Raw genomic sequence first — 16,826 nt, 5'->3', positions numbered from 1 at the left:
ATCCCCGCCCGCGCCCTGGTTCACGCGGTCTTGGAGGCGATCCAGCGATCGATCTTCGCCTCGAGCACCGGCAGCGGCAGGCTGCCCGTGTCGAGCACCTGGGCGTGGAACTCGCGAATATCGAAATCAGCGCCCAGCCGCGCTTCGGCCTTTTTGCGCAATTCCTGGATCTTGAGCGCACCGACCTTGTAGGCCAGCGCCTGCGAGGGGATGGCGATATAGCGTTCGACCTCGGCCACCACCTCGGTCCGGGTCATGCCCGAATTTGCGAGCATGAAGTCGATGGCCTGCTCGCGCGTCCAACCCTTGGCGTGGAGACCCGTGTCGACCACCAAGCGCATGGCCCGCAGCTGTTCGTCCTGCAGCGTGCCGTAACGGTTCCACGGATCTTCGAAAAAGCCCATCTCGTAGCCCAGCGTCTCCGAATACAGCGCCCAGCCCTCGACATAGGCGGTGTTGCCGCCGAAACGCATGAAGGCAGGCAGCTTGTCGTTCTCGCGCGCAAGGCTGATCTGGAAGTGGTGGCCCGGCGCGCCTTCGTGGAGATAGAGCGTGACATTGCCGGTCGTCAGGCGGCTCGGCAGGTCATAGGCATTGAAATAGAAGGTCCCCGGACGCGACCCGTCAGGTGCCCCCGACTGGTATGACCCACCCGCCTCGAACTGTTCGATCGACGGATCATAGGGCTTGATCTCGAGGGGGGTCTTAGGAACGAGGCTGAAGTAGTCGCCGATCTTCTCGTCGACTTGCTTACCGATATCGTAATAGCTCTGCGTCAGCGCTTCGCGGCTTTCGGGTTTAAATTGCTCGTCGGTGCGCACGTAGTCGAAGAATTCGTTGAGCGTGCCGGTGAAGCCGACCTCTCGCTTGATTGCCTCGATGTCGTTCTTGATCCGCGCCACTTCGCTGAGGCCGAGATTGTGCAGGTAATCGGCGGTCAGCGGCAAGGTAGTCGTCTGTTCGATCATCTGGGCATAGAGCTCCTCGCCGCCCTTCATCTGGCTGAGGCCGACACTCTTGCGCGCCACAGGCAGGTATTCGTCGCGCAGGAAATCGCGCATGCGCGCATCCGCTGCATAGATCTGCTTCGTCTTCTCCTCATAGGCCGCGGCCAGCCGCGCCTTGTCTTCTTCCGAGAAATCCTCGGGGAAGTTCTTGACTGGCTTCATGTATTGCGAATCCGCAATCGGGATCGCCAGCATGGTGTCGAACTGTTCGATCACATTGCCGATGGTCAGACTAGTCTCGAGGACGCCGCTTTCCATGCCCTCGCGGAACTTCTCGATCGCGCGGCCCGAGATGGCGATGTAATCGTCGTGACGCGAGAGGTTGTCCTCGTAATTCGCCAGCGTCTTGAACTGGGCCGCCGAATCGCCGCTGGCGAAGGTGGGATAGAAGGTGTGGAATCCCGAAAAATGGTTCACCGGTCGCACCTCGGTGAGCGCCCGGATCTCGTCGGTCTGGCCGCGGAGCGAGGTTTCTTCCTGATATTTGAAGACGTCATAGGCAAGCTGGTCGGTTTCGCTCAGCTTGCTGCGGTCGATCAGTTCCAGCTTTGCGAGATTGAGCTGCGTGTCGAGGCGGCTCGCATAGAAGGAGGCATCGGTCAGGAAATCGCCCAGCCGGTCGGCATCCTTGTCGTCGCCGCGGAACAGGCGCCCCAGCGGGTTGAGTTGCAGGCTGCGCTGGTCGGCATCCTCGAACAGGGCGAACAGCTTGTCATGCTCGCTCGCCTGCGCGGTAGCGTCCTTGGCTTCGTGGTGATCGCGTGCCAGCGCCGGCCCGGAGGCAAGGACGAGCGCGAGAGCGGCACCCGAAGCGAAGGCGTGGCGAACCAGTTTCATGCGAATATCCCCTGTATTGCGTATTACACCGGCAATACAGGTCTCGCAGTCGAGAGCAAGGCGCCCTCCCATGACCGTGCCATGCCGCTCGACCGGCGTCATTCCCGCTGGTCAGGCGGCGATCGTGTCCTCGCGCCGGCGCGCGCCGATCGGGCGATCGCCCGAATAGGCGAATTCCGGGGCATCATAGGAAATCGCCGGAATTTCCTCGCGCTCGCGCCAGTAATCCTGGTTGTGCCGCCATTCGGCCTTGCCGCCCCGCCGAGGCATCGTATCGAGCCCCCGCATGAGATAGCCAGGGTTGAAATTCTCGCTCTCGATCCACGGCAGGATGTCCATGCCTTCGTCTTCGGCACGGAACTTTACCTCGACCCGGTCCACGCCGTGCTCTCGCATATGGTTGAGCAGGCCGCAGACGAAATCGCCCATCATGTCGACCCGCAGCGTCCAGCTGGCGCGGAAATAGCCCATCACCCAGGCCATATTGGGCACGCCGGTGAACATCATCCCGCGATAGGTAACGGTATCGGCCCAATCGACAGCTTCGCCGTCTACGGTAAAAGGAATGCCGCCCATCACGAGCAGGTTGAAGCCGGTGCAGGCGACGATAAGGTCGGCTTCGATCTCCGCGCCCGAGGCGGTCCTGACACCTTTTTCGGTGAAACGGTCGATCGTGTCGGTCACCACGGTCAGCTTGCCCCCGACCGCTGCCTTGAACACGTCACCTTCGGGGCAGAAGGCCAGCCTCTGTTGCCAGACGCGATATTTGGGCGTGAAATGCGGCTCGAATTCGAAATCGGGCTTGCCGGTGAAAGCGCGCACGAGTTCCTTCAGTTCCTCGAACACCACTTCGGGTTCTTCTCGGCACCGACGGGTAAGCTGGTCCTGATCGTACATGATCTGCTGCCGCACGATGCGGTGCACGGTCGGCTCGTCGACCCCGATTTCGCGCAGGCGATCAGCCAGTTCGTTCTTGTTCTCGCTGCAGAAGAAATAGGTCGGCGATCGCTGGAGCATGGTCACATGCGCCGCCTTTTCGGCGAAGGCCGGGACCACTGTGGCCGCGGTCGCACCCGAACCGATCACCAGAACACGCTTGCCGGCATAATCGTAATCGGGGTCCCACTTCTGCGCGTGGACGAAATCGCCCTTGAAACCGCTCAGTCCTTTCTCCTGCCATTCGGACGGGAGATAGGGGTTCTCGTGGTCGTAATAGCCCTGGCACATCCACAGGAAATGGCAGGTGAAGGTCAGCTCGATTCCATCGGAGGGCCGGGTCGCGGCGACGGTCCACAGGCCGGTGTCGCGCGAATAGGCGCAGGAGGTGATCCGGTGGCCGTAGCGGATGTGCTCGCCGATCCCGTTCTCATCGATAACCTCGCCCATGTATTTAAGGATTTCCTCGGCGCTCGCGATCGGCGCGCCGACCCATGGTTTGAAGCGGTAGCCGAAAGTGTAGAGGTCGCTGTCCGAGCGCACACCGGGATATTTATGCGTATCCCACGTGCCCCCGAAGGTGTCCTTCATCTCTAGGATCGCATAACTCGCCCAGGGGCATTGCTGCTGCAGGTGATAGGCTGAACCCACCCCCGAAATCCCCGCTCCGACGATCAGCACGTCCACATGGGTGGCCGCTGGATCGCCCTCGATCGCACCGACAGCATTCATTCGCCTCTCCTCTCACGGCGGTGTTTATCACACCTGAGAGCACGACCCTGCATTGATCCGCGTCAAATCGCCCCGTGGGCCGCGGTTATTCGATCACCCGGCCACGAACCATGACCCATTCGACCTTCTCCAGCGTGGAGATGTCGTCGAGCGGATTGGCATCGACAGCGATGATGTCCGCCGAATAGCCGGGCGCGATGCGGCCGATCTCGCCTTCCATGTCGAGGACCTTGGCCGCTGTTGTGGTCGCACTGGCAAAGGCCTGCCGCGGAGTCATGCCCTGAGCGACCATCAGCGCGAACTCGCCGGCATTGCGCCCGTGGCCGAAAACCCCGGCATCGGTGCCGAAGGCGATCGGCACGCCCCAGCGCAGCGCCTTGCCCATGAACACGCGGGCGGTGTCGGCCACCGCCCCGATCTTGGCTTCGACCACCGGCGTATAGACGCCCTTGCCGAGCCGCTCGGTCACACCCTTGAAGGCCATCAGCGTCGGGACCAGCACGGTACCGTTCTTCTTCATCTCGCGCGCAGCTGCTTCGTCGAGAAAGGTGCCGTGCTCGATCGTATCGATGCCCGCGCGGCTCGCCGCCTCGATCCCGCGCGCGCCATGGGCATGGGCCATCACCTTGAGGCCGAGCGAGTGGGCGGTATCGGCGATGCTCTTCATTTCGGCATCGGTGAAATGCGCCTCGAGCCCGCGCCCTTGCTGGCTCAGCACACCGCCAGTCGCGGTGATCTTGATGACATCGGACCCGTTCTGGCTGGCGAGGCGGACCTTCTCGGCACATTCTACCGCGCCGGTGCAGGTAAAGCCGGTGTCGAGCACTTCGTTGACCTCGGGACGGAAGCCGTTGACGTCGCCGTGGCCGCCGATGATCGCCAAGGGCACGCCCGCCGCGATGATCCGCGGGCCGGCTATGAAGCCCTCCGCCGTCCCGCGGCGCAGCGCGAAGGCGGTTTCGGGCCCGCTGCCCGCTTCGCGCACCGTGGTGAAGCCTGCCAGCGCGGTGATCCTTGCATTCTTGGCACCGACCACCACACCCCATTCGTCCGGTTCGACCGCGCCTTTCCAGAAATCGCCACCCGGATCGCCGGTCAGGTGTACATGGAGGTCGATCATACCGGGCGCCAGGATCTTGCCCGCGAGATGCACCATGGTCGCGCCTTCGGGCACGCCGGTGAACCCGTCTTCGATACTGACGATCCGCCCGTCGGTGACGGTCACGGTCGACTTGCCCCGCGGAGCGCTGTCGGCATCGACGATGACGCCGTCGGCGTGGATTATGGTGGTGTCGGCCAGCGCAGGCGTGGCCACAAGCGCGGCCGCGAGCGCGGAAATGATGGTGAATTTGATGGTATCTCTCCCTTTCGGCGAGAGATGCCTGTCTCCGCCACCAAGGGCAAGCGAAAGCCGTGTCCCTAGAAGGTGTAGCCGATCCCCAGCGCGCCCATCCACTGGTCGGCATCTCCCCTGATCGAGGTGAAGGGCGAGCGCTTGGCATCGCCCAGCATGCGCGAATAGCCGCCGAGAACGATCAGGGCGAGGCCGCCATTGGCGAGATCGCCGTCTAGGTCGATCGCGCCGAGCAGGTTGACGCCTGCGCTTTCGAAGCCGCCCTGCGCCTGGAAGGCAGGCAGCGCCCCACCGGCGGGTACCGAGTAATAATAAGCGGCATAGTCGTCATCGACATGCGTCGCACCGAGCGAGAGCGAGATCGCCGCGCCACGGCTGACCGGGGTGAAATAGGTCACGGTCGGGGTCACCGTCATGCCGTCATGGGCCCCCGCGACATCCCACAGAGCATCGAGATTGAAGCTGAGGCTGTCGTAAGGGTTGAGCAATCCGGGAAAGCTGACCCCGGCGCTCGGCCCGACCTCGAATGCCGTATCGAGTTCGCCGTAGCTCTCCACCACCGGATCCTCGATCTGCGTCGCGCGGTTGCGATTGAGCTTGGCCGCAACCCCGGCAGCGAAGGCGACTTTGCCATCGGCATCGGGAATGAAATCGAGCGCCACCCCGCCCGGACGCGGATTGATGCCGACTCCGCCGAGGCTGCCCTGGATGATCGGCAGCGGCGAGACGACGTGGTCGTCCGAGCCCTTGTAGCTGGGGGAATAGACCGCGCCCGCGCCGATGCTCAGCCAGTCGCCATCGAAAACCGATCCTTCGTAAGCTTCGCGCGCCGTATCGCTGTCGCCCGCCTCCTGGGCCGTTAGAGGTGTAGCGGCGGCGAACGCGAAGCCAAGCGCGATGGCGGAGATGGTTTTCATCGGATTTCCCTCAGTTCCCTGTTTGTTGTCCAACCCCTGTCGCATTCGGGCGTTCCCGAACGCGCGGGCCAAGACGATTGCCGCGGCCCTGCATCGCGCTTAAGCCCTGCCCCGATGAACGGGCGCGCGACAGATTTGGCGGTGGTCGGCGGGGGACTGGCGGGCGGATTGTCGGCGCTGGCCGTCCACCGCGCGCATCCCGAGATGCGGATTGCCCTGTTCGACACAGGCGAGACGCTGGGCGGCAACCACCGCTGGAGCTGGTTTTCCAGCGATCTGGATCGCGCAGGCGCTGAATTGCTGTCGCCGTTCCGCCAGACCGAATGGAAGCGCGGCTACGATGTTGCCTTCCCTGGTCACGAGCGGACGCTGGGGACCGGCTACCGTTCGCTTGCCAGTCGCGATTTCGACGCCGCATTGCGGCGCGCCTTGCCGCCAGAGGCAATCCACACGCGCAGCCGGGTGGCACGGCTGTCGCGCGACGGCGTGACGCTGGAGAGTGGCGAACATGTCGCGGCCCGCGTGGTGGTCGACTGCCGCGAGTTCGAACCTTCGGCGCATCTACGCGGCGGCTGGCAGGTGTTCATGGGCCGCCATCTGCGGACCCGCGGCCCGCATGGTCGCACCCGCCCGATCGTGATGGATGCGCGCGTACGCCAGCACGATGCCTATCGCTTCGTCTACTCCTTGCCGCTCGGCGCCGATGAGATCTTCGTCGAAGATACCTACTACACCGACAGTCCGCTGCTCGACCGCGAGGCGCTTTCGCAACGGATCGATCGCTATTGCGCGGCGATGGGCTGGCAGGGCGAAACCATCGGGAGCGAAACCGGCGTACTGCCCGTCATCACCGGGGGCGATTTGGCTGCCTATCATGCCAGCCTCGGGGAGCCGGGTATCGTGCGCAGCGGCGCGCGCGCCGGGTTCACCCATCCGTTGACCAGCTACACGCTTCCCTTCGCCGTCGCGAATGCGCTGGAGCTCGCGCGCCATGCTCGCCTTCCGGGCGACGAGCTCGCCACCCTGTTCGAGCAGCGCGCCCGCGACCACTGGCGCGCCACACGCTTCTACCGCCGCCTCGGCCGCATGCTGTTCGACGCGGCCCGGCCCGAGGAACGATACCGGGTGTTCGAGCGCTTCTATCGCCTGCGCGAGCCGCTGATCGAGCGTTTCTACGCCGGCCGTTCGTCCACCGCCGACCGGCTGCGCATCCTTTCGGGCAAGCCGCCCGTAGCTGTGTCCGCCGCGGTCCGGGCACTGCTTGGCAAGGGCAGCCCGCTGGTCCATGAAAGGTCGCAATGAACGCCGAGACGACTACTCCCGTTACCCCGAGCGACGCGACCACGCCCGACAGACCTTCCGCGGGCGGCAAGAGCGCCTGCGTGATCGGAGCAGGCTTCGGCGGCCTGGCGCTCGCCATTCGGTTGCAGTCGGCGGGCATCCGCACCACTGTGGTCGAGGCGCGCGACAAGCCCGGCGGTCGCGCCTATTTCTGGGAAAGGGACGGCTTCACCTTCGATGCCGGACCGACCGTCATTACCGATCCCGACTGCCTGAAGGAATTGTGGGCGCTCTCGGGCCACGACATCGCCAAGGATGTCGAACTGATGCCGGTGATGCCCTTCTACCGTCTCGCCTGGCCCGACGGCACGCAATTCGACTATTCGAACGACGAAGAGCAGCTGTTCCGCGAGATCGCGCAGCTCAATCCGGCCGATGTCGCGGGCTACCAGCGCTTCCTCGAATATTCCGAAGCCGTCTATCAGGAAGGCTACGTCAAGCTGGGCCACGTACCCTTCCTCGACTTCAAGTCGATGCTCAAGGCCGCGCCCGCGCTCGCGAAGCAGCAGGCGTGGCGCAGCGTCTACTCGATGGTCTCGAGCTATGTCGAAAACGAGAAGCTGCGCGAGGCGCTGAGTTTCCACACGCTGCTGGTCGGCGGCAACCCGATGAAGACCAGCAGCATCTATGCGCTGATCCACAAGCTCGAGGTCGACGGCGGCGTGTGGTGGGCCAAGGGCGGCACCAACCGGTTGATCGCCGGAATGGTCCGCCATTTCGAGCGGCTCGGCGGGACCCTCCGCCTGCACGATCCGGTGGTGCGCATCCACACGCTGGGCAAGCAGGTGACCGAGGTGGAAACGCATTCGGGCTGGCGCGAACGCTTCGACGCCATCGCCAGCAATGCCGATATCATGCACAGCTACAAGGACCTGCTCGCCGGCTCGAAGCGCGGTGCAGACTATTCCCGCAGCCTCGCGCGCAAGAGCTTCAGCCCGAGCCTGTTTGTGGTCCATTTCGGGATCGAGGGCAGCTGGCCGGGCATTCCGCACCACACGATCCTGTTCGGACCGCGCTACAAAGGCCTGCTCGAAGATATCTACGACCACGGCGTCCTGCCGCAGGATTTCTCGATCTACCTGCACCACCCGACGGTTACCGACCCGTCGATGGCGCCAGTGGGCATGAGCACTTTCTACGCGCTGATCCCCGTGGCGCACATGGGCAAGCTGGCGCTCGACTGGGAAGAGATGGGGCCGCTGCTGGAGAAACGTATCCTCGACGAGCTCGAGCACCGGCTGATACCCGGCCTGCAAGAGCGCATCGTGACAAAATTCCACTATGCACCGCGCGATTTCGCAATGGACCTCAACGCGCATATGGGCAGCGCCTTCAGCCTCGAACCCTTGCTCACGCAGAGCGCCTGGTTCCGCGGACACAATCGCGACGACGTGCTCGACAATTTCTACCTCGTCGGTGCAGGGACGCATCCGGGCGCCGGCATACCGGGCGTTGTCGGCAGCGCGAAGGCGACTGCGGGCTTGATGCTGGAAGATCTGGCCGTATGAGCGGCGCAATGAAACGTCTTGCTGTCTATTGCGGTTCGGCTTCGCCCGAAGACCCGCGTTATATCCAACTCGCTTACGAAGTCGGCAAGGGCCTTGCCGAGCGAGGCATCGGCGTCGTCTACGGCGGTGGCCGCCTGGGCCTGATGGGGGCAACTGCGCGCGGTGCGCTGGAGGCGGGGGGCGAGGTGATCGGGGTGATCCCCGATGCGCTGGCCAATTCCGAAGTCGCCAATCATGACTGCACCGAACTCTACACCGTATCGGGCATGCACGAGCGCAAGCAGCGCTTCACCGACCTGTCGGATGGCTTCGTGACCATCCCCGGCGGTGTCGGAACGATGGACGAGCTTTGGGAAGCCGTCAGCTGGGCGCAGCTGGGCTATCACACCAAGCCCGTCGGCCTGCTGAACGCCTTCGGCTTCTACGACCACCTGATCGCCTTCAACCGCCACATGGCCAATGTCGGCTTCGTGCGGTCGGCGCACCAGGGCATCATCCTCGATGCCGAGACGCTCGCCGCGCTGCTCGACAAGATGATGCGCTACGAGCCACATACGCCGATTTTCCAGATGAAGGCGGCAGACCTCTGAACAAGCCGCGCCCCCTCGTCCCCTCACGCTACCTGCGGCCCACGCCGGCGCGGGCCGGGGGCGGACGCGACCGCGCCATCCTGGTCGAGAAATCGCTCGAATCGATCGAACAGGGCTCGCACAGCTTCGCGGCAGCCTCAAAGCTGTTCGACAAGGCGACGCGCGAACGCAGCTGGTTGCTCTATGCCTGGTGCCGCCGCTGCGACGACATCGCCGACAACCAGGACAAGGGCGGGCCGCTGGGCGACCAGGGCACGCCGAAGGATGCCGAGGACCGGGTGCAGGCCTTGCGTGTCCTGACCCGGCGGGCCTTCGAGGAACAGCCGACAGCCGATGCCGCCTTCGACGCGTTTGGCCTCGTCGCCGACGAATGCGGGCTGACGCTCGACGAAGCGAACGACGTGATCGCCGGCTTCGCGCTCGATGCCACGCGTTGGAGCCCGAAGACCGAAAAGGACATGCTGCGCTATTGCTACCACGTCGCGGGAGCGGTCGGCATCATGATGGCGCGAATCATGGGCGTGCATCCCGACGATGGCAAAACGCTCGACCGGGCTTGCGACCTCGGCCTCGCCTTTCAGCTCGCCAATATCGCGCGCGACATCGTCGAGGACGATGCCGCCGGGCGCTGTTATCTGCCCAAGAGCTGGCTGGATGAGATGGGCTGGCAGCAGGGCGAGCATGCCCTGCCCGAAAACCGCTTCCGGCTCGCCTGGCTGATGCCGCGGCTGATCGCGCTGATGGAAAAGCATGAGGCTGCGGCCAGGCTCGGCACGAAGCGGCTGCGCTTCCGCCAGCGCTGGGCTGTGCTCGCCGCCGCGCGCATCTATGGCGCCATCGGGCGCAAGATACTCAGCCGCGGACAACTCGCCTGGGACCGGCGGATCCGCGTGAGCGGGCTGGAAAAGCTGTGGCACATGACCGCCGCCTTCTTCGAAGCGATCTGGAATCGTCCGAAGGGGCCGCGCGAACCGATCCTCTGGAGCCGCCACGATTTCAAGCCGGTGGCGGGCTGGTAACGCTCTTCGTATAGTCAGTGCGAGAAAGCACGCAGGGCCGACGCGGCAATCCAGCATCCAAGCGTGCCGAGAGCCGAGAAGGCTGGTGCGGGATTGCTTCGCCTACCGCTCGCAATGACTTGAAAAATGGGTTAGCGGCACCCGCATGATCTCGAAACTCCTGATTGCCAATCGCGGCGAAATCGCCTGCCGCATCATCCGCACCGCGCGCGAAATGGGGATCGCGACCGTCGCGGTCTATTCGGACGCCGATGCCAAGGCGCTGCATGTACGCTCTGCCGACGAGGCGGTTCATATCGGCCCCTCGCCCGCTGCCGAGAGCTACCTTGTCGGCGAAAAGATCATTGCAGCAGCCAAGGACAGCGGCGCGGAGGCGATCCATCCGGGTTACGGTTTCCTGTCCGAGAACGCGGGCTTCGCGCAGGCGGTGATCGATGCCGGACTGATCTGGGTCGGTCCCAAGCCCTCCAGCATCGAGGCGATGGGCCTGAAGGATGCGGCCAAGAAGCTGATGCGCGAGGCGGGCGTGCCCGTCACCCCCGGTTACGAGGGCGAGGACCAGTCGGTCGAGCGCCTCAAGAAAGAGGCCGACGCCATCGGCTATCCTGTGCTGATCAAGGCGGTCGCGGGCGGCGGCGGCAAGGGCATGCGCAAGGTCGATGCGGCAGCGGACTTCGAAGCGAGCCTTGAAAGCTGCCGGCGCGAGGCCAAGGCCAGCTTCTCCAATGACGAGGTGCTGCTCGAAAAGTGGATCACCTCGCCCCGCCATATCGAGGTGCAGGTCTTCGGCGACAGCCGCGGCAATGTCGTCCATCTGTTCGAACGCGATTGTTCCTTGCAGCGCCGCCACCAGAAGGTGATCGAGGAAGCCCCCGCCCCCGGCATGGACGAGGCAACGCGCGAGGAAATCTGCGCCGCCGCCGTGCGCGCAGCCAAGGCGGTCGATTACGAGGGCGCGGGCACGATCGAATTCATCGCCGACGCCAGCGAAGGCCTGCGCGCCGACCGCATCTTCTTCATGGAAATGAACACGCGGCTGCAGGTCGAACACCCGGTGACCGAGGAGATCACCGGGGTGGACCTCGTCGAATGGCAGCTGCGCGTTGCGAGCGGCGAGCCGATCCCGGCCACGCAGGACGAACTCTTCATCGACGGCCATTCGATCGAGGCACGCCTCTATGCCGAAGACCCGGCCGGCGGATTCCTGCCTTCGACCGGGCGGCTCGAGCATTTCGACCTCGGCGTCGAAGGCCGAATCGAGACCGGCGTCGAAGAAGGCGACATGATCTCGCCCTTCTATGACCCGATGGTCGCCAAACTCGTCGTCTGGGGCGAGACCCGCGCCGAGGCGATCGACCAGCTCGCCGATATTGCTGAAAGCGTCGAGATATGGCCGGTGAGGACCAACGCGGCATTCATTGCCAATTGCCTGCGCGACGAGGACTTCGAGGAAGCCAATCTCGACACCGGCTTCATCGAAACCAAACTCGACGGTCTCGTTTCGTCCGATGAGGCGGATGCCGAGATCTGGCAGACCGCTGCCGACTTCGTCGCACTGGCCGAGACGGAAGAGCACGACGATCTGCCGATCGGCCTGCGCCTCAATGCGCCTGGCGTTCTCAATGCGGTGCTCACCCACAAGGGCGAAACGCGCAGCATTCAGGCTGCGCGTTCGTACGCCGAAAGCCATGCAACCGGCTTCGTCGACCCCGACCGCGCGGTGGTCTTCGCCGACGGCCAGAGCTTCGTTTTCGAGCGGCAGTCGCGCGGAACAGGCGCCGGAGCCGCCGCCGACGGGGCAATCCTCGCGCCGATGCCGGGCAAGGTCATCGCGGTCGATGTCGCAAAGGGCGATGCGGTCACCGCGGGTCAGCGGCTGATGGTGCTCGAGGCGATGAAGATGGAACACGCGCTCACCGCGCCTTTCGACGGGACGGTGACCGAGCTTTCCGCTTCCGAAGGCGCGCAAGTGCAGGTCGAGGCGGTGCTGGCGGTTGTCGAGCCCAAAGAAGAATAAGGCTTCACAAACTTCCCTGTCATTGCGAGCGTAGCGAAGCAATCCAGTCCCGGAGCGTTCTGGATTGCCGCGGCGCCTGCGGCGCCTCGCAATGACGGGAGGGGCGTTTGGGCTGGGAAAAGGAACTCGAGGAACTGCGCCAGCGCGAGGCGCTCGCCGAGCAGATGGGCGGGCCCGAGAAGGTCTCACGCCAGCATTCGCGCGGCAAGATGGATGCCCGCGCGCGGCTCGCGGCGCTGTGCGACGATGGCAGTTTCCGCGAAATCGGCAAGATCGCCGGCAAGGGCTCCTATGACGAGGATGGCAATCTCACGGGTGTCCTTCCCGCCCCGTTCCTGTTCGGCAAGGCGCTGGTCAATGGGCGCCCGGTCGTCGCGACGGCAGACGATTTCACCATACGCGGCGGCGCGGCCGATGCGGGGATTTCCCGCAAGATGGTGCAGGCCGAGAAAATGGCGCACGAACTCAAGCTGCCCATCATCCGCATGATCGACGGCACCGGCGGCGGAGGCAGCGTCAAGACGCTCGAAATGATCGGCGCGACCTATATCCCTGCGGTACCCGGCTGGTCGGATGTGGTGACCAATCTCGATACGGTGCCGGTTGTCGCCCTCGCGCTCGGCCCGACCGCCGGGCTCGGCGCAGCGAGGGTCGCCGCCAGCCACTATTCGATCATGGTCAAGGGCCTCAGCCAGATCTTCGCCGCCGGCCCAGCCGTGGTCGACGGGCTTGGCGATAGCTACAAGGGCTCGAGCGACCACAGCCAAGCCAAGGAAGATCTGGGCGGCAGCGGCATCCACACGCGCAATGGCGTGGTCGACGACGAGGTTTCGAGCGAAGCCGAGGCCTTTGCCCGCGCCCGACATTTCCTCTCCTTCATGCCCGAGCATGTCGGCCAGCTCGCCCGGCGCTCGCACTGCACCGATCCGGTCCATCGCCGCGAGGACGCGCTGCTGGACCTCGTCCCGCGCGAGGAGAAGCAGGTCTATTCGATGCGCCGCTGCATGGAGATGGTGTTCGATCAGGGCACGGTGTTCGAGATCGGCCGCATGTGGGGCCGCGCCTGCATCACCGCGCTGGCTAGGCTCGACGGCTGGCCGGTCATGGTGCTCGCCTCCGACCCCTCCTACCTCGGCGGAAGCTGGGACGCGAAGACGAGCGAGAAGGTCGAGCGCTTCGTCAAGCTGGCCGACCAGTTCCGTTTGCCCGTAGTCCACCTAGTCGACAATCCGGGGTTCATGATCGGGCGCGAGGCCGAAATGGCGGGCACGATCCGCTATGGTGTGCAGGCGATGAACGCGGTCTACAAGGCCAGCGTCCCGCTCGCCAGCGTGGTGCTGCGCCGCGCCTATGGCATTGCCGGCAGCGCGATGAGCAATGCCGAGAAATACCAGTACCGCTATTGCTGGCCTTCGGGCGACTGGGGCAGCCTGCCGATCGCGGGTGGGCTCGAGGTCGCCTACAAGTCCGAACTCGAAGCGGCAGAGGACCCGGCGGCGGAGCTCGCGGCAATCCGCGCGCGGCTCGACAAGGTCACCTCGCCATTCCGCAGCGCCGAGCGCTTCAATGTCGAGGACATCATCGACCCGCGCGACACTCGTCCGCTGCTGTGCGAATTTGCAGGGCTTGCATGGAGGAAGCTGGCGAGCGAGTAAGGCGGCGGGGGGAATTCATGCCAGACACCGCCATACCTGCGCAGTCGCATCGCAAGGTCATCATCGCATCGTCCTTGGGGACGGTGTTCGAATGGTATGATTTCTACCTCTACGGCCTCCTTGCGACGATCATCTCGGCGCAGTTCTTCTCGGGCGTCAACGACACCACCGCCTTCATCCTCGCATTGGGCGCCTTCGCCGCGGGCTTCGCCGTGCGCCCCTTCGGCGCGCTGGTCTTCGGCCGCGTGGGCGACCTCGTCGGGCGCAAATACACCTTCCTGGTGACGATGGGGCTGATGGGCCTCTCGACCTTCGCGGTGGGGCTCTTGCCGAGCTATGCCAGTATCGGCGTCGCCGCGCCGCTGCTGCTCGTCGGCCTGCGCCTGTTGCAGGGGCTCGCGCTGGGCGGCGAATATGGCGGCGCGGCGATCTATGTCGCCGAGCATGCCCCTGAGGGGAAGCGCGGCTTCTACACCAGCTTCATCCAGACCACCGCCACGCTCGGCCTCTTCGCGGCGCTGCTGGTGGTCATCGGCCTCAGGACCTGGATGGGCGAGGACGCCTTCGCCGACTGGGGCTGGCGCGTGCCCTTCCTGCTGTCGGCGATCCTGCTCGGCGTATCGCTGTGGATCCGCCTGCAGCTGGCCGAAAGCCCCGTCTACCAGGCGATGAAGGAGGAAGGCGAAACCTCGAAGGCGCCGCTGTCCGAGGCCTTCGGCCGCTGGGGCAACCTCAAATGGGTGCTCGTCGCGCTGCTTGGCGCGGTCGCGGGGCAGGCGGTGGTCTGGTACACCGGCCAGTTCTACGCGCTGTTCTACCTCGAGAAAGTGCTCAAGGTCGATGGCGGCACGGCCAATGTGCTGATCGCCATCGCCCTCGCCATCGGCACGCCCTTCTTCCTGTTCTTCGGCTGGCTGTCCGACCGCGTGGGGCGCAAGCCGATCATCATGGGCGGGCTGGCGCTCGCCGCGCTGACCTATTTTCCGCTGTTCGGCGCGCTCACCGGGGCCGCTAACCCGGCGCTGGCCGAAGCGCAGGCGCGCGCGCCGGTGGTGGTACACGCCAATCCGGAAAGCTGTTCGGTCCAGTTCGATCCCATCGGCAAGACCAAGTTCGATACCACCGGCTGCGATATCGCCAAATCGGCGCTGGCCAAGGCCGGCGTGCCTTATACAAACGAGGACGGCACATACGACCGCAACGCCGTGGTGACGGTTGGCGACGAAAGCTATGAGATCACACCCGGCGCGTCCTCGGGTTCGCTAATCGAAGCGGTCGAGGCCGCAGGCTATCCCGCCAAGGCCGACCCGGCGCAGATCGACAAGCCCATGGTCGTCGCCATCCTCACCGCGCTCGTGCTGCTCGTCACCATGGTCTACGGCCCGATCGCCGCTTTGCTGGTCGAGCTGTTCAGTGCCCGCATCCGCTACACCGCGATGAGCTTGCCCTACCATATCGGCAACGGATGGTTCGGCGGCTTCCTGCCGACGATCGCCTTCGCCATGGTCGCAGCGACGGGCGATATCTATGCGGGGCTGTGGTATCCCGTCGGGGTCGCGGTGCTGAGCCTGGTAGTCGGGCTGCTGTTCCTGCCCGAGACATTCAGGCGCTCGGTCCATCACAGGCGCGCGGACGCAAGCTAGTCTTCCCCGTCGGGCTCGGGCGGACCGAAGAGCGAGCCGCGTTCCGAATAGAGCACGAAAAGCAGGCTGGTCGTGGCCGTCACCAGCAGCGCCAACGCCAGCGGCCGGGCGGTGCCGTCATAGGCATAGCCGATCCCCGCGCCGAGCAGTGCGCCCGTGGTCATCCTCAGGAAACTCTGTGCGGAGGAGGCCGCACCGGCGATATGCCGAAACGGCTGCATCGCGATCGAGCCGAAGTTCGCCCCGATGAAGCCGAGCAGGCTCATATTGGCGGCCATCAGCGGCACGAAGGTCCACAGCGTTTCGTCGGGGCGGCTGGCGAACCACAGCTGCATCCCCGCCACCAGAATGAACAGGAACAGCGCGGTATGGCTGACCCGCCGTGCGCCCACGCGCTCGACGATGCGGCTGTTCGACCAATTGGCGATCGCCATGCAGCCGGCGCATATGGCGAACAGCAGCGGGAACATCTCGCCCGCGCCGAAGGCCTCGCCGATCAACTGCTGCGAGGAATTGATGAAACCGAACAGCCCGCCGAAGACCAGTGCGCTGGCCAATGTATAACCGATGGTCGAGCGCAGCGTGACCGCGCTGCGCATGTTACGCGCAATGACCGCGACATTGATCTCCTGCCGGTCTTCCTCGTGCAGCGTTTCGGGCAAGCGGAAATAGACCCAGGCGCCCATCACGCAGCCAAGCAGTGCCATTGCGACGAAAATCCACCGCCAATTCCCCAGCAGCAGGAGCACGCCCTGCCCGATGCTCGGCGCGACCGCGGGCACGAGCAGGAAGATGACGAAGATGAGGCTCATCATCCGCGCCATCTTGTCCCCGCCTACCCGGTCGCGGATGATCGCGGGCGGGAGCGCGATGATCCCGGCGGCGAAGAAGCCCTGCAGCGCGCGCAGGGCGATCATCTGCGGGAAGCTGGTGACCGCAGCGCAGGCAAGCGAGAGTACGATGTAGAAGGCAAGCGCGGTGAACAGCACGGGCCGCCTACCGTAGCGATCGGCGAAAGCGCCCGGGACCAGCGTCCCGAAACCGGCCGCGAGCAAGTAGACACCGACCACGAATTGGCGCGAATTGCCTTCCGCCCCGAGGGTTGTCGCCAGGTGGTCGAGCGCGGGCAGGATCGAGTCGATTCCGAAGGCATTGCAGGCCATCAGAAGCGCCATCATCCAGATCAGCTCGCGCTCGCCGATCCGCTGGCCATGGGCGGCTTCGGCTATCGGGCGTTCGCCGCCGGCCAGGGATTCCCTTCGCATCTGCA

12 protein-coding genes are annotated in these 16,826 nt (G+C 64.8%); 7 read left to right on the top strand and 5 right to left on the bottom strand.

Going from position 1 to position 16,826, the window contains the following annotated elements:
* Nucleotides 1-20 precede the first annotated feature (20 nt).
* The 4 genes from ACEQZ0_RS13095 to ACEQZ0_RS13080 form a co-directional block, all read right to left on the bottom strand.
* On the bottom strand, nucleotides 21-1,844 hold the full coding sequence (locus ACEQZ0_RS13095; protein WP_370191401.1) for a DUF885 family protein: 1,824 nt from the start codon (nucleotides 1,842-1,844) through the stop codon (nucleotides 21-23).
* Between the two features lie 111 nt (nucleotides 1,845-1,955).
* Entirely contained in the window at nucleotides 1,956-3,512 is a 1,557-nt protein-coding gene (locus tag ACEQZ0_RS13090; RefSeq protein WP_370191400.1) for a flavin-containing monooxygenase, read from the bottom strand.
* Nucleotides 3,513-3,597: 85 nt separating this feature from the next.
* Entirely contained in the window at nucleotides 3,598-4,827 is a 1,230-nt protein-coding gene (locus ACEQZ0_RS13085) for an amidohydrolase family protein (protein ID WP_370191399.1), read from the bottom strand.
* 104 nt (nucleotides 4,828-4,931) lie between these two features.
* Entirely contained in the window at nucleotides 4,932-5,783 is an 852-nt protein-coding gene (locus tag ACEQZ0_RS13080; protein ID WP_370191398.1) for a MipA/OmpV family protein, read from the bottom strand.
* A gap of 114 nt (nucleotides 5,784-5,897) precedes the next feature.
* On the opposite strand from ACEQZ0_RS13080, the gene crtY reads away from it, so the two are divergent.
* From crtY to ACEQZ0_RS13045, 7 genes are all read left to right on the top strand, one after another.
* Nucleotides 5,898-7,085 carry a lycopene beta-cyclase CrtY gene (gene crtY / locus ACEQZ0_RS13075; protein WP_370191397.1) on the top strand — a complete coding sequence of 396 codons (1,188 nt, stop codon included), beginning with the start codon at nucleotides 5,898-5,900 and terminating at the stop codon, nucleotides 7,083-7,085.
* A complete protein-coding gene (locus tag ACEQZ0_RS13070) occupies nucleotides 7,082-8,632 on the top strand; it encodes a phytoene desaturase (protein ID WP_370191396.1) in 1,551 nt (516 codons plus the stop codon). The genes crtY and ACEQZ0_RS13070 overlap by 4 nt, the downstream gene beginning before the upstream one ends.
* Nucleotides 8,633-8,640: 8 nt before the next feature.
* Nucleotides 8,641-9,222, top strand: coding sequence for a TIGR00730 family Rossman fold protein (locus ACEQZ0_RS13065; RefSeq protein WP_370191394.1), 582 nt, complete (start codon nucleotides 8,641-8,643; stop codon nucleotides 9,220-9,222).
* Between the two features lie 32 nt (nucleotides 9,223-9,254).
* The gene (locus ACEQZ0_RS13060) at nucleotides 9,255-10,241 is read left to right on the top strand and encodes a phytoene/squalene synthase family protein (protein ID WP_370191428.1); all 987 of its coding nucleotides are present in this window, start codon (nucleotides 9,255-9,257) and stop codon (nucleotides 10,239-10,241) included.
* A 145-nt stretch (nucleotides 10,242-10,386) separates the two neighbouring features.
* Complete coding sequence (locus tag ACEQZ0_RS13055) at nucleotides 10,387-12,258, top strand: biotin carboxylase N-terminal domain-containing protein (protein WP_370191392.1); 1,872 nt, start codon at nucleotides 10,387-10,389, stop codon at nucleotides 12,256-12,258.
* Nucleotides 12,259-12,365: 107 nt separating this feature from the next.
* Nucleotides 12,366-13,913, top strand: a complete 1,548-nt coding sequence (locus ACEQZ0_RS13050) for an acyl-CoA carboxylase subunit beta (RefSeq protein WP_370191390.1) — start codon at nucleotides 12,366-12,368, stop codon at nucleotides 13,911-13,913.
* Nucleotides 13,914-13,930: 17 nt separating this feature from the next.
* Nucleotides 13,931-15,556, top strand: coding sequence for an MFS transporter (locus tag ACEQZ0_RS13045; RefSeq protein ID WP_370191388.1), 1,626 nt, complete (start codon nucleotides 13,931-13,933; stop codon nucleotides 15,554-15,556).
* Here ACEQZ0_RS13045 and ACEQZ0_RS13040 read toward each other — a convergent pair.
* Entirely contained in the window at nucleotides 15,553-16,821 is a 1,269-nt protein-coding gene (locus ACEQZ0_RS13040; RefSeq protein WP_370191387.1) for a multidrug effflux MFS transporter, read from the bottom strand. The two genes, ACEQZ0_RS13045 and ACEQZ0_RS13040, sit on opposite strands and share 4 nt — an antisense overlap.
* Nucleotides 16,822-16,826 lie beyond the last annotated feature (5 nt).

The sequence above is a fragment of the Qipengyuania sp. genome (assembly GCF_964227205.1).
Taxonomy (GTDB): domain Bacteria; phylum Pseudomonadota; class Alphaproteobacteria; order Sphingomonadales; family Sphingomonadaceae; genus Qipengyuania.
This window is presented reverse-complemented; position numbering and strand designations above follow the sequence as displayed.

What these genes read in the sequence shown, in the direction of transcription:
- ACEQZ0_RS13065 (WP_370191394.1), top strand. Translation starts at nt 8,641, where the DNA reads ATGAAACGTCTTGCTGTCTATTGCGGTTCGGCTTCGCCCGAAGACCCG.
- ACEQZ0_RS13045 (WP_370191388.1), top strand. Translation starts at nt 13,931, where the DNA reads ATGCCAGACACCGCCATACCTGCGCAGTCGCATCGCAAGGTCATCATC.
- ACEQZ0_RS13055 (WP_370191392.1), top strand. Translation starts at nt 10,387, where the DNA reads ATGATCTCGAAACTCCTGATTGCCAATCGCGGCGAAATCGCCTGCCGC.
- ACEQZ0_RS13070 (WP_370191396.1), top strand. Translation starts at nt 7,082, where the DNA reads ATGAACGCCGAGACGACTACTCCCGTTACCCCGAGCGACGCGACCACG.
- ACEQZ0_RS13040 (WP_370191387.1), bottom strand. Translation starts at nt 16,821, where the DNA reads ATGCGAAGGGAATCCCTGGCCGGCGGCGAACGCCCGATAGCCGAAGCC.
- ACEQZ0_RS13080 (WP_370191398.1), bottom strand. Translation starts at nt 5,783, where the DNA reads ATGAAAACCATCTCCGCCATCGCGCTTGGCTTCGCGTTCGCCGCCGCT.
- ACEQZ0_RS13095 (WP_370191401.1), bottom strand. Translation starts at nt 1,844, where the DNA reads ATGAAACTGGTTCGCCACGCCTTCGCTTCGGGTGCCGCTCTCGCGCTC.
- crtY (WP_370191397.1), top strand. Translation starts at nt 5,898, where the DNA reads ATGAACGGGCGCGCGACAGATTTGGCGGTGGTCGGCGGGGGACTGGCG.
- ACEQZ0_RS13090 (WP_370191400.1), bottom strand. Translation starts at nt 3,512, where the DNA reads ATGAATGCTGTCGGTGCGATCGAGGGCGATCCAGCGGCCACCCATGTG.